Raw genomic sequence first — 12,570 nt, forward strand, 5'->3', positions numbered from 1 at the left:
TAAACCTACTGGTCATCCTCGATTTTCAATTGATTACAGTCGCCAGGATGCCACCCAGTAGCCCCACTTTGGGGCAGATTTGGGGCAGAGGACATAGCCTCCTGCCCTCCAGATGTTTCACTAATTCCCGCATCCAACCGCGACGCCACCGCCTCCAAACCAGAGGGAAACCACGTCACATAATGATTCAGCGTCGTCAAAGCATTAGCATGCCCTAGAGTACGAGACAGGGCTGACCCCGTTTGGTGGACACCTGATATCCAGCCCGGTTGGGTTGGGAAGAAAGGTAATCTACCACCATGTCCAGGTACTCCGAACAGTTCAAACGTGATGCTGTGGCCCTCTACAAAAACTCACTTCACGCGGCTTCTACAAAGCTTGGAGTTAATCGTTCCTCACTTTATTCCTGGCTTAAGCACTACGGCACCGGATAGCGTGCTCGCACGAAGACTATGCGCGACAAGGCCCAGGCGACGACTGATTCCGAGCGAATCCGCCAGTGAGACAAAAGAAAATGCAAAGTTACGCGAAGAACGCGATATTCTGCGCAAGGCCGCGAAATATTTTGCCGAAGAGACACGCTGGTGATCCGCTTTCAGCTTGTCTATGACCACCGAACCGAGTACTCGGCTCACAGGGATGTGCGATGTGTTAAAGCTCAATCGTTCCTCGTTGTCGGATGCGGTTTGTTGGTACCGGTGTTTCAGGAACGCGGTACTGGGGTGTTCCGGGTAGTTGGTACTTGCCCAGGCGAAGCGATTTTTAGCTTGGGCCCGGACCGAGTGGGTGTGCTTAGGCGTCGGGGTCTTCCGGGGCGGTAGCTTTGCGCATATCAAAGTCTCCGATTCGGATTCGGTAGCCGTTGTTTAGTCGGCTGACTAACGAATCAGGGCCCGACCCCCGATGTGTCCACTTTTCGGGGGTCGGGCCCGTCTTCCGGTGGTGCATGCGCTACAACACGCGCAGGCGGCACTCCTGGTGCAATCTTGTAGCTCCTGATGTCTTTGAAACCGAGACTTCGGCTATACTGACCAAAGCAGCATAGCTAGCCCCCGATGCGTCCACTTTCCGGGGGTCGGGACCAATGCTACACGGAACCTATATCGTACGTCTAATGTAAACGCACTGTGTGACCTAAGGGAAAAATGAGTTCTACGTTACCTTCGAATTACGACTCGCTAATCGATTCTTTTCTTGCGGATGTAAAAAATTCGGGGAGATTTAGGGAACAATATAGTCAGGAAATCGCCCAGTTTCTCGATGATCTGGAATTACTATCTGGCATTTCCGTCAAAGACGAAATACAAAATCTAATCCTTCAAGACATTATTCAGACAGCGCAGCCGGGGTTGTTGTTATTGGTGGCCAACAGCGAGCGCGCTTCGTTTGCGCATCTGCGGACTGTGTTAGAGCAGGTTTTGGGTTTTGCGTACTTTGGGCTTCATCCTTCCATCGGTCGTATGTGGAAGTACCGTTCGCATTCGATTCCCACGGGCCGAGCGAAGGATAGAGATAAGGGTGTGTTTAGTCGCGAATTTGTTGGTCTGTCGAAGCTGGCACTCGAACATCCTTACTTGAAGGAGGCTTTGATGGGGTTGGCCGCGCGGCTAGAAGAATCCGTCAAGGGTGATTATGGGTTCACTTCTGATTTTGTACATGTAAACATTCGTGCAGTGGAGGGTGAGCATCTGAGGAAAGATCCCGTTGCGAAGTGGTTTGGGATTTGGAAGAGAATATGTAGCTTTCTTGCCTACTCGCTGTTGCTTGAGAATTTCGAACAATATATGGGTGATTGTCGGAAAAACTTATTTCAAACGTTTGTAAATGAGAATTTATCTGACAAACATCTATTAGATTTGCTGAGAGGGACTGAGTTTGATGACTAAAACTGCTAATCGTGAGCTCTGCTTGCGCACCGAAGATATTGCTGACTCTGAAATTCTTGATTTCTATCAGGGGGCGGCTGAGGAACTTCAAATTATCGAAAAATTGAAGGGAAGAGAGCCTGTCCTTCTCCGCGGTGCTCGAGGAACGGGGAAGTCTTTCTTGATGAAAGTAGCGGAGCGGAAGCTACTCGATGGTTTGGGGAAAGGTCAATCAGGCAGGGTGCGAATGCCGGTGAGCCTGAATTTTGCATCAGCTGCGATTGACCTTGATCCAGAGACTTCGGCGCATGATTTCAAGACTTGGGTGATTAACAAAATTGCTAAGAAAGTGTACCGGAGTGCGAAACGTGCAGGTCTGATTCGAGAGTCTCTAGCCTTTAGTGGGACAGGTTCGGCTGAGGACCTCATGTACTTCATTGAAGACATTACAGATCAAGGGATGGTCCACGAATTTGTCCTGTTCATCGACGAAGCAGTGCACGTGTTCTCGCCCGAGCGTCAAGCTATATTTTTCACGATAATGAGATCACTCCGTTCTTCAAATTTGACTATTAACGCAGCAGTGTATCCTGGCGTCACTAATTTTGGTTCTCAGTTTGAGCCTTTTCAAGACGCTGAAGTGATTGACTTAGCTAAAGATATTTCTTCGCCCGAATACGTTGAGTGGTGTCGACGATTGCTTCAGGATCAAGCTCCCGATTATCTGAAGCGGTGGGAAAAGCGGAGTGGTGCCGATTACGTTCCTCTACTTGCTATCGCGGCGTCGGGTAACCCACGCTCGTTATTGAGGCTAGCCTCAGAGAGCGGAAATCCTCACTCCGTGTTGTCCCAAGACAATGTCCGGATGCTTTCAAATCATACTGCTTTGGGCGACAAGTTCAGTGGTAGAGAAGAGCTAGTGAATTGGAGCCGGCAGTTCCTCCAAGAAGACCTGTTGAAGTGGTTCGGAGTGAGGAATCAAAATGCCTCCCACAGAGGTGCAAACGAGTTTCGCGCGTACTTGTTCATTTCGAATAAGGTTCCCGCGGCATTGAAGTTTGCAGTAGATATGCTTTGTTACAGCAACTTGCTCATTTTGCATGACATCAACTATCAGACTCGACAGTCGCCGGGTAACAGATACTTGGTCAATTGTTCTCTGTTGCTCGAGGGACTATCTCGTAACGATGATCGTCTCAAGTTTGCTGATGCAATGTCTATGGGGGAAGTTCCAGTCAAGCGGTTTAGGGAGGTGCATCCAAACTCAAAATCTCTAAGCGACTTGCCTGAGCTCTCTTTGGACGCTGAACAGGTTGATCGGCATGACATTGAGCAATTCATGAAAGAACCTGTCCAAAAGCTTCCGTTGACGGATTTTCAGAAGAAAGCTCTTCAAAGTATTGGAATTGCTACCGTAAGGTCTGCCTACGACGCTGACGAGCATCAACTTAAAAAAGCAAAAGGCATCGGTGAAAAGCGCGCATCCACTATCAGGCAATCCATAAAAGCTGCAGTTTTCGAATTCATTACCTAAAAAGTCGCGGAGGGGCTTGGTATGCGGGCTTAGCAACCGTCGTGCTATGTATAGTGGCCTAATTGAATAGGACGCTTTATTTTTCTTTAGTGGCAGTATGTGGTCAGTCGTGGCTGTAGTAGCTGTCAATGATTGTTGGGTCGCAAGGTTCTGAATGCTTCGACCCCGAAAACTGGATACTCTTTATGGTGGTGTTTTGCTAACGATAAGCATTGGGCCTTGAAAACCCGTCGGCTGCAGGTTTTGATCAAATTGCCGTTTTCTGGGCTTTCCGATTAGTGTTGCTGGGAGCGGATTCGCTGCAGTACGTAGCTCGCCGGCTGAGTGCTGGCGTAGGTTGCGTTGAAAGGGAATACGCGGGACTATAGCTCAGTCGGTTAGAGCTACGGACCCATAATCCGTTGGTCGCGGGTTCGAGCCCCGCTGGCCCCACGGTGATAGGGAGGCATCGGCAAGCAGTGCCGGCGCCTTTTCTGTGCTTAGCTGCGCATGTGGGTGTGTTAATTGCGCAGGCACGGGCGGGTGAAGTCTAATAACCATATGGCAGAAGTAGATCCGCTCATTGAGTCCCTCTATCGCTGGTCCGATGTCAGCGGTGTATTGCTGATGGGAATTATCGGCGGCACCATTGCGCGCAAGCGCGGATACGACATCATCGGGTTTTTCTTCATCGCGATGTTTTCTTCCCTGGGCGGGGGCATGGTGCGCGATGTGCTTATCAATCGCGGCACCGTGGCGGCGATGAGTGAGCCGGAGTACCTGTACCTGGCGTTTACGGGTGCGTTGATTGCGCGCTTTGTCTACTTTAAGGGAAAGACCTGGGATTATATCCAGGCGCATGGTGATGCCGTGGTTTCTGGCCTGTGGGCCGGCACCGGCGCCGTGAAGGCCATTACCTATGGTCTGCCGCCGATTCCGTGCATCATGATGGGCGTGTTTACCGCTACAGGCGGTTCCATGATTCGCGATATCGCCATGGGGCGCGAGCCCGCCGTCTTTGGCGATAATCAGCCGACGGTGATTCCGGCCATCGCCTGCACCGTGATCGTGTTGGTGGGCAACCACTTCGATATGTTGGCCGTCGGCATGATCGTGGGACCGTTGGTGTCCATTTTCTTGGCGCTGCTGGGTATTTGGGCCGGTTGGCGCGTGCCCGCGAACCAGGAGTGGGCGCCGATTAATGATACGGCTGCGCAGGTTAAGGTGCTGGCGAAGAAGGCTGAGAACAAGAGCCGCGCGGTCGGGCGCAAGCTGGAGCCGCACCGCGTGCGCTCCTGGCGCCACCGGCAGATGGAAGAGGCGCTGCAGCGGCGCATCGAAAAGGAAGTGCGTTCCGGCAAGCGCCGCCAGGATGCGGCGGAAGAGGCCAGCGAGTTTTTGCAGTCCTTCGAATCAGACGTCGATCAGTTCAGCTCGGCGCCAGCGGAGTCCGAGGACATGGACTTTGGCGTGGACTTTAGCGGCGATTCCTATGAGGAAGAGGAGCAGACCTCCAGCGAGGAATCCCAGCGGCTGCTCGATACGATTTTGGAAGATGACAAGCTTACTGATGAGCTGATTGATCGCCTGATGGACCGCTACCAATCGCGCGACTAGGTTTCTAAGCAGCTGCTTGCCGATGCCCCCCTAAATTCCGGGTCTGGATTTCTGGCAGAAAACTGGCATCAATTTTTCAGCTAGGTGCCATATCCTAGAACCATGAACTTGAGGTACTTCTTTTTTGAGCTGTGGGGCCTCATCGTTGACCACGGCTTGCCGCTCATCGCATTCGTGATTATCGGCATTCTTTTGCCCCGCATGGGGCGCCTAGCCATCCGGATTATTGAACATAATTTGGATGAGCAAGAAGAATCCACGAAGGCGCGGCTGGCGCTGACCGGGGCCTTGGTCTACATCGTCCAAGCGGTTGCGTACTTCCTATTGGTCGCGGCCGCGCTGACTAATCTCGGCGTTCCGGCGCTGGGCGCTGCGGTGCCTGCGACGATAGTGTCTGCCGCGGTTGGTTTTGGCGCCCAGTCCGTGATTTCGGATTTCCTTTCTGGATTTTTCATCCTCACGGAAAAGCAATTCGGCGTGGGTGACTACGTCTCCTTTGCCGGCATTCCTGGGGTAGAAGGCGATGTGGTGACGCTGACCCTGCGCACCACGAAGGTGCGCACCCCTAGCGGTGAGTTGGTGACCATCCCCAATAGCTCCGCCGGCGTGGTGACCAACTATTCCAAGGAATGGTCCCGCGCGGTGGTCAATATCAATGTCCCAGTGCATGAGGGCGAGTCCCTGCCGGAGATTACGAGCCGCGTCAAAGAGATTTCGGAGCACGCTATTGAAGCCCCAGAGATCTCTGTCGATGTCGCCGGCGAGCTCACGGTTCTTCCCGCCACGCAATTGGTCAGCCCGCAGGTTGCTGGTCAGCCGTGGCAGGTGGGCTACCGCATCATGGTGACTGTCAATCCCGCCCGCCAGTGGTCCGTGGAGCGAGCTATCCGCTCGGCGTTGCTCTCGGAATTCTGGGACCACTACGGTTCCGCCATCGACTTTGATGAGCTGCAGGAACAGAAAAAGAAGAAGCCGGCGGACCCAAAGCATGCCGTGGCGCAGTCGGCCAAAGACGCCTTGGATGCTGGGGAAGGCTCCCGCCCCAATACGCCCGTGGATGACCCCACGGTAGAAGAGGAACTGGTTCCAGAGGAAGTCGAGCTTGCTCAGACCAAGGTCGATGAACAAGCAGTCACGGATGAAGCGGACGCAGATGCCGCAGACGACGATGATAAATCTCGCAGAAAGATCTGGCGCACCATCCAGACCAATACCCAATTCCAAAAGGTCTCCACCATCGGCGGACGCGTGCGTGCCTCCACCACTGGCCTCGTGGCGGCTCTCCTCGTCGTTGGCCTGCTCATCCTCGCGGCAAGCAATCCAGAGGAAGGGGAAGCTGGCTGGTTATCGCCGGACTATTGGAAGGAACGAGATACGCAATCTTCTTCAGAGGCACCAACGGAATCTGAAGGGAATGCGCCCACGGAAGACCCTCTTACTACCGGCACCCCAACCGAACCAACGGATGCTGGCTCAACACCGACGACCACCAATACGCCGACCGTTCCTAGCTACCCCAGCCAGGACCCCAATTCCACTCCTAATTCGGGGGACGGGCACGGCAGCAATCAAGATGGCCCAGGTGACTCGAACGGCGGTTCTGGTGATGGCCAAGGGACTGGAGATGGAGACTCCGGCGCAGACGGAAATAGCGGGGCGGCGGATAGCCAACAGACCGCGATTCCTTCAGAACCCCACTAGATTCTACTGAGGACCGCCGCTTACCTCGAGGCGGTCCGTCCAGAAGCGATCGAGTTCCTCGGCTCGGTATATGACACTTAAGCTATTGTCTCCGTCTTTCCCGCAGATGAGTCCGCGGCGATCTGATCCAATTGAACAGCGAAGGTCATAGGTCTTACCGGTGATAGGGCTGGCGACGGAAATTTCGGTGCTATACGCGCCGTTGGCTCTCGGATCGCGCTGCTGGAATGTATAAGTGTGCTTGAGCGCTTCATCAAAAATGGGGCCGGTAAATTCGCAGGATGTATGTTCGCCTGCGTGGATGGTGTCTCCCTGGTTGGTATATCCGCAGTCGCCGCCAATTTTCCCGGCGTAAAGCGTGTGATTTCCAGCAGGGGGAGCGTCATCATCCGAGCCGGCATCGCCATGCTCGTCGCCTTCCTTATCGCCCTTTTCCTCGGTGGAGTCTGGAGTATTCTCCAGGGTTTCCGTCACGGTCGTAGGAGCCGTGGAAGCCTCGCTGGGCACAAAGGCAGGTTCGGGATCGGCAGAATCGGAATCATCGGAGGTACCGCAGGCGCTGAGCATGGTGAGGGACAAGGCGGCAAGCATTAAGGAAGTGTGGCGTTTCATCATCATAAAAACTGGTAGCAATCGACGGTGTGAATGGTGAAAACTTTAGCACTTAAACCGGTATCTAGCTGCAGACTTATAGGAAATGCGGCGAAAGGTGGAACAAATTTAAACCACGGGCTGTTTCAGTAGACATGACATCATTATTTACATCTTTGGAACTTGGCCGTTATACGTTGAACAACCGCGTGACCATGGCGCCGCTGACTCGTCAGCGTGCAGGTCACAGTGGTGTACCCAGCGAGCTACACAAAAAGTACTATTCCCAGCGCGCTAGCGCCGGTCTCGTCGTGACCGAGGGAACCTTCCCCGCATGGACCAACCGCGCGTTCCCTGGTCAGGCGGGCATCGTCGATGACGAGCAAGCCGCTGGTTGGCGCGAGGTAGCTGACGAAGTACATGACAAGGGCGGCGTGCTGTTCATGCAGATCATGCACGGCGGCCGTACCAGCCACCCGGATCTCATTGATGGCGCCCAGGCAGAGGCCCCGAGCGCCCTGGATTGGGACGGCCAGGTTCGCGGCTTTGCCGGCAAGATGGATGCACCGGTGCCGCGCGCCCTAGAAGCCGATGAGCTCCCGCGCATCGTTGAAGAATTCCGTGCTGCCGCACGCCGGGCCGTCGACGCGGGCGTTGATGGTGTAGAAATCCACAATGCGAATGGCTACCTGCTGCACGAATTCATGGCACCGTCTGCCAACCAGCGCGACGATGAATTTGGTGGCAGCCCAGAAAACCGGTGGCGCCTGCCAGAGATGGTTATTCGTGCTGTCGTTGATGAAATTGGTGCTGATCGCGTGGGCGTGCGCTTCTCCCCAGCCCACGTTGTACAAGGCATTGTTGAAGATGACGAAGCGGATATGCTGGCCACCTACGGCGGCCTTTTGGACGCTATCGCCCCGCTAAACTTGGCTTATGTATCCTTCCTGCACGCCGAGCCTGAAGGCGAACTCATCTCGGCCTTGGCAAAGAAGGCTCGTGCCAATGGCGAAACCAAGGTCTTGATGAATGATGGTTTCGGCACTGTCACCACTAAGGAAGATGCCGAGCGCGAGCTGGAATTGGACCACGTGGATGCCGTTGTAGTGGGTCGACAGCTCATTGCTAACCCGGACTTGGTACGCCGGTGGGAAGAAGGTCTGGCCCTTAATGAGCCAGATCAGGCCACGTTCTACGTCGGTGGCGAGCGCGGCTACATTGATTATGAAACTGCCGCGGACTAACCCGTAGTCCGCGGCAGGTAGGGGGGAGAGCGCGAGTGATAGAGAGTGAAATATCCCAGAGAGGATCTTTCACTCTCTATATCGAACGTGCACCCAGCGAGCGTTAACAACTGCCCGCTAATAATTAAGAATTGAATCCCTGATCCGGGCGCCATGTCAGCGTGACGGCTTCGTTTACTGGTGCGGCGGGATTGAGGAGATCCTCAACGCGCAGCCAGTGCATTTCCGCAGAATCCGGGCGGATGGTGACGTAGCTATATCCGTGGTGATCGAGGTTTACGTGGCGTGTATGAGGGTTTGCCTCCAAAAGGAACCTCTCTGCCAACTTGGAAAGCTCGTTGTCCTCGGGTAAGTGAAGCTGTTCGTTGACATTGGGCGCGGAGACAGATGAGCACACCATTTCGGCCCCGAAGATGTGCCCATCCTTGCTGATATTATGCGCCCATTCGGAGTGGATATCGCCGGTAACAAAGAGGGCGTGGGAGTCGTGCTTCGCAAGGGCATCGATAAGCATCCGGCGTTCTGCCGAGTATCCATCCCATTGGTCGCCATTGACGGGAATGCCGGTGATATTGGATGACAGTGAGGATGATACGGGTGCTAGCTTGTCGTCGCGCTGCAGGGTAGCCAGGTTCATGGGGGAGAACATGACGGAGTTGCCCAGCATATTCCACGCGGCGGCGGAGGTATCGATCTTGTTGACCAGCCAGTCGTACTGCTCCGAACCGAGCATGCTTCGCCCCTCCGAGGCCATCCTGGCAGGTCCAAAGAGTATCTGTTTATCGCGGTACGTGCGCAGATCCATCATGGTCAGTTCCACAAGATCCCCAAAGGTCAAGCACCGGTAGAGATGGCCATCATTGGAAGGATTACTTGCCCGTACCGGCATCCATTCAAAGTAGGCCTGCATCGCGGCGTTGCGGCGATCGATCCACGCGCCTTCTTTCCCCTCCGTGTGGTTATGGGCGCCGTCCCTCCAAGAATTATCTGCGGTTTCGTGGTCATCCCAGACCGCGATCCACGGCAGGGCAGCATGCGCCGCTTGGAGATTTTCATCGGTGCGGTAGCGGCCAAGGCGCGTGCGATAATCTTCCAGCGTCGTAATCTCATGCGCTGGGTGGTGCAGGCGCACTGGACCGAAACCGGCGTACTCGCGCTGTGGGTATTCGTAAATATAGTCTCCTAGAAAGACCATATAATCTAGTTGCCCGGCTCGTCCGCGCTTTGCGATATCACCATAGGCTTGAAAGAAACCGGACTCCCAGTTGGCACAGCTGGCCACACCAAAGGTTAGCTCCTCTGGGGATGCCGTAACCGCCGGTGCGGTTTTGGTGCGACCTACGGGGGAGATTTTATCTTGGGCATGAAAGCGGAAGTAATACACGCTTTCTGGTTCGAGGCCGTGAGGATCCACGTGGACGGTGTGATCCTGTGCAGGATCGGTGGTGACTTCGCCGTGCTTGACGATGTCCCTAAACTCCTCATCCCGCGCAATTTCCCATTCCACGGTGGTAGGCGCGCCCGCACCGGAGCCAGGCATCGCATCTGCACCTGGTGTCACGCGTGTCCACAAAACAACGGAATCTGGAATGGGATCTCCCGAGGCTACGCCGTGCAGGAAGGGGCGTTCACCGAGCGTGGGCTCTACCATGTGTGGTTCTGGGCGCGAGGAAAGGCTGCTTTGTGCATGAGCAGTGCTGGCGTTGGCCGTGCTGGCAGTGGTGGTCAGCGCCAGGGCGGCGCCGACGGTGCCGCTGGTTTGGAGGAATTTGCGGCGGTTGACATGAGACATCTCTGATTGCGTGCTGTGGTTTCTGCTAGTCATATTCATAAGGTTTCTTAGATAGAAAGGGCCTGCAACCGCTCAGGCTGCATTACACCAGAAATTCCTTAATCAGTAACCACGGGTTTACCTCCGCACCGATCGGCACACCTTATTCTGAGGCCTAGAGCACAGTAGGCTGGAAGCCATGAGCGAGTTGCAGCAGATAAGTCAATGGCCCGTAGATACCGTGGCTGGAGCGTTGATCCACAGCGGCGAGGTGATAGACACGGTAGGAGATACATCGTGCCAATTTCCGGTTGCCTCAGTTACCAAGCTGGTATCGGCGTACGCGGTGATGATGGCAGTGGAAGAAGGTGCGGTGGATTTGAAGCAGCCCGCCGGTCCGGAAGGTTCTACCCTCGAGCATTTGCTCGCGCACGCCTCGGGCGTGAAGTTCGATTCGCGTGAACAACAAAAACCAGTGGGAGAGCGGCGCATCTATTCCTCTGCTGGATATGAATGGGCGGCAGAGATCGTAGAAGAAGCCACCGGCATCGAGTTTGCAGAGTACCTGCGCGAAGGCGTGTGCGAGCCGCTTGGAATGTCCTCCACCCGCTTAGAGGGCTCGGCTGGGCACGGCTTGGTTTCCACTGTGGAGGATCTCGCTGCATTTGCTGCCGAGGTCCACGACCCGCAGCTCTTGCACCCCAGCACCGTGGCCGATATGCGCCGCGTTCACTTTGCTGGTTTGCGCGGCATTGTGCCTGGTTACGGGAGCTTTAAGGATTGCACCTGGGGGCTTGGATTTGAGATCCGCGGTGAGAAAGACCATTGGATGGGAGCACTGCCTGCCGATGCCACTGGGCACTTCGGCATGTCCGGAACCTACCTCTGGCTGGCCGGCGACTACGCCATGGTGGCATTAACGGACCGAGATTTTGGCGATTGGGCAAAGCCGCTGTGGAATGAAACCAATACGAAGATCTGGCAGGCGCTATAAGAGGCTTCTTCGCAGTTTTCCTTAATAGGAAAACGGGAAAAGCTCCCCATTCCAGTGGAGTGGGGAGCTTAAAGCTGCTCTATTTAGAACAGGGATTGGCCGACGATCTTCTCTAGGATCATGGCGATTTGGGTGAAGAAGCCGTCAAAGGCGCTCAGAAGATCGAAGCCGAAATCGGACGAAGAATACGTTTCAGGCATGTCAGGCATGGTTGTACCTTTCTGTAGGGGTGCACTCAAACCGGATTGTTTGAATTTATCTCAGTATAGGCAGCGTGGGTTGACGGTGTCAAACTGTTTCTTAGTTACAAATAAATGTATATCGACTATCCGCTGCGGCTTGCGCGTTTTCTATAAGGCTGGGTGTGGGGGTGGGGTGGGACAGCTAGCTACCCCCGCTGTGGGTTTACGCCCCGGGGCTTTTTGGAGGGCTTCGCTTCTATCGGGATTGGGGCAGTTTTCGGCCGAGGTTTCAGGGGATGAGCGCTATTGGGTAAGCGTTTCTGCTGGTACCTGCCGTGTGAACGGATTCTGTCAGGAAGTCGCTTCGGGGCGAATGGTTTGAGGGGGTAAATCTCTCAAATTTCACTGTTGTAACTTCAATTTCTTTAGTCACTTTAATCACAGTCTGGACTTTGGGTTGAGGTTTAGAACTTGGGGGTTGAAGTGAAAGTTGAGGGTTGTAGAGGGTGGTGTGACGCAGGAAAATTGGGTGCAGACGCAAATGACAGTTCGTTGGGGAAGACGAAGCTCGTCTTGCACTGCGCCGCATGCCATGCGTGTGGTTCGCAGTGGTGATTTGTCGAGGGAGATATCGGCTATGAATACTTGCGTCAATACAGTGCCGGTTGATCAACCGGCCTCCAACTACACGTGGCCCAGCCGCAACGGCGCGGCCGTCGTGGTCACTGGTGTGCTGAAAATTTCTGGGATGCCGCGTGCGCTGCGCCCGGAAGTAGAGCGCGCCATGGATCGGTGCATTCGCACCGAATCGGAGTTCATCGTCCCAGGCGATGACCCGCTGACCGCCCAGTGGTGTACTCGGTGGTACCGCGATGAGATCTCTATGGAGGCACTCGTGCGAGGTGAGGCCATGGGGCCGGAGATTGATTCCGGCATCGGCATTGGCTGCCATCAGGTGCTCACCGGAACCGAGGCGGAGCTTGCCGCGCTCGAGAGTTCGGTGTGCTATCTTGCGCAACGCTATGGTTTTAGCGCCACCGTGCGTTTTAGCTAAAGCGCTCGAGCGAATCGGCTCGAGCGCGGCCATGTGAG

The 12,570-nt window shown here is 54.8% G+C and carries 10 protein-coding genes and 1 tRNA gene; 9 read left to right on the top strand and 2 right to left on the bottom strand.

Annotation, left to right across the window (positions count from 1 at the left end):
- The first annotated feature begins 299 nt into the window (after positions 1-299).
- From QP891_RS11985 to QP891_RS08645, 6 genes are all read left to right on the top strand, one after another.
- Positions 300-434: a transposase gene (locus QP891_RS11985; RefSeq protein ID WP_350309205.1), complete on the top strand. Its 135-nt coding sequence runs from the start codon at positions 300-302 to the stop codon at positions 432-434.
- A 711-nt stretch (positions 435-1,145) separates the two neighbouring features.
- Entirely contained in the window at positions 1,146-1,886 is a 741-nt protein-coding gene (locus QP891_RS08625) for a hypothetical protein (RefSeq protein ID WP_284817034.1), read from the top strand.
- Complete coding sequence (locus QP891_RS08630) at positions 1,879-3,399, top strand: helix-hairpin-helix domain-containing protein (protein WP_284769444.1); 1,521 nt, start codon at positions 1,879-1,881, stop codon at positions 3,397-3,399. The genes QP891_RS08625 and QP891_RS08630 overlap by 8 nt, the downstream gene beginning before the upstream one ends.
- Before the next feature lie 358 nt (positions 3,400-3,757).
- Positions 3,758-3,831 (top strand) — tRNA-Ile (locus tag QP891_RS08635).
- A gap of 108 nt (positions 3,832-3,939) precedes the next feature.
- A complete protein-coding gene (locus QP891_RS08640) occupies positions 3,940-4,995 on the top strand; it encodes a trimeric intracellular cation channel family protein (RefSeq protein ID WP_284769445.1) in 1,056 nt (351 codons plus the stop codon).
- 102 nt (positions 4,996-5,097) lie between these two features.
- Positions 5,098-6,696, top strand: coding sequence for a mechanosensitive ion channel family protein (locus QP891_RS08645; protein WP_284769446.1), 1,599 nt, complete (start codon positions 5,098-5,100; stop codon positions 6,694-6,696).
- Positions 6,697-6,699: 3 nt separating this feature from the next.
- Here QP891_RS08645 and QP891_RS08650 read toward each other — a convergent pair whose 3' ends face one another.
- Positions 6,700-7,287 (bottom strand): hypothetical protein, encoded by a 588-nt coding sequence (locus QP891_RS08650; RefSeq protein WP_284769447.1) that lies wholly within the window; start codon positions 7,285-7,287, stop codon positions 6,700-6,702.
- 155 nt (positions 7,288-7,442) lie between these two features.
- Here QP891_RS08650 and QP891_RS08655 point away from each other — a divergent pair, with 155 nt between their 5' ends.
- On the top strand, positions 7,443-8,531 hold the full coding sequence (locus tag QP891_RS08655; RefSeq protein ID WP_284769448.1) for an alkene reductase: 1,089 nt from the start codon (positions 7,443-7,445) through the stop codon (positions 8,529-8,531).
- Positions 8,532-8,655: 124 nt separating this feature from the next.
- Here the strand turns inward: QP891_RS08655 and QP891_RS08660 are convergent, their stop codons facing one another.
- Positions 8,656-10,356, bottom strand: a complete 1,701-nt coding sequence (locus tag QP891_RS08660; RefSeq protein ID WP_284769449.1) for an alkaline phosphatase D family protein — start codon at positions 10,354-10,356, stop codon at positions 8,656-8,658.
- 145 nt (positions 10,357-10,501) lie between these two features.
- Between QP891_RS08660 and QP891_RS08665 the strand changes: the two genes are divergently transcribed.
- Together QP891_RS08665 and QP891_RS08670 are read left to right on the top strand one after the other, a co-directional pair.
- Positions 10,502-11,296 (top strand): serine hydrolase domain-containing protein, encoded by a 795-nt coding sequence (locus QP891_RS08665; RefSeq protein WP_284782371.1) that lies wholly within the window; start codon positions 10,502-10,504, stop codon positions 11,294-11,296.
- Between the two features lie 819 nt (positions 11,297-12,115).
- Positions 12,116-12,532 (top strand): hypothetical protein, encoded by a 417-nt coding sequence (locus QP891_RS08670; protein ID WP_284769450.1) that lies wholly within the window; start codon positions 12,116-12,118, stop codon positions 12,530-12,532.
- Positions 12,533-12,570 lie beyond the last annotated feature (38 nt).

The sequence above is a fragment of the Corynebacterium sp. MSK310 genome (assembly GCF_030227355.1).
Taxonomy (GTDB): Bacteria; Actinomycetota; Actinomycetes; order Mycobacteriales; family Mycobacteriaceae; genus Corynebacterium; species Corynebacterium rhinophilum.

Bases quoted from the DNA above. Each gene is read 5' to 3' on its own strand.
- QP891_RS11985 (WP_350309205.1), top strand. From the start codon at position 300: ATGTCCAGGTACTCCGAACAGTTCAAACGTGATGCTGTGGCCCTCTAC.
- QP891_RS08625 (WP_284817034.1), top strand. From the start codon at position 1,146: ATGAGTTCTACGTTACCTTCGAATTACGACTCGCTAATCGATTCTTTT.
- QP891_RS08630 (WP_284769444.1), top strand. From the start codon at position 1,879: ATGACTAAAACTGCTAATCGTGAGCTCTGCTTGCGCACCGAAGATATT.
- QP891_RS08640 (WP_284769445.1), top strand. From the start codon at position 3,940: ATGGCAGAAGTAGATCCGCTCATTGAGTCCCTCTATCGCTGGTCCGAT.
- QP891_RS08645 (WP_284769446.1), top strand. From the start codon at position 5,098: ATGAACTTGAGGTACTTCTTTTTTGAGCTGTGGGGCCTCATCGTTGAC.
- QP891_RS08650 (WP_284769447.1), bottom strand. From the start codon at position 7,287: ATGCTTGCCGCCTTGTCCCTCACCATGCTCAGCGCCTGCGGTACCTCC.
- QP891_RS08655 (WP_284769448.1), top strand. From the start codon at position 7,443: ATGACATCATTATTTACATCTTTGGAACTTGGCCGTTATACGTTGAAC.
- QP891_RS08660 (WP_284769449.1), bottom strand. From the start codon at position 10,356: ATGACTAGCAGAAACCACAGCACGCAATCAGAGATGTCTCATGTCAAC.
- QP891_RS08665 (WP_284782371.1), top strand. From the start codon at position 10,502: ATGAGCGAGTTGCAGCAGATAAGTCAATGGCCCGTAGATACCGTGGCT.
- QP891_RS08670 (WP_284769450.1), top strand. From the start codon at position 12,116: ATGAATACTTGCGTCAATACAGTGCCGGTTGATCAACCGGCCTCCAAC.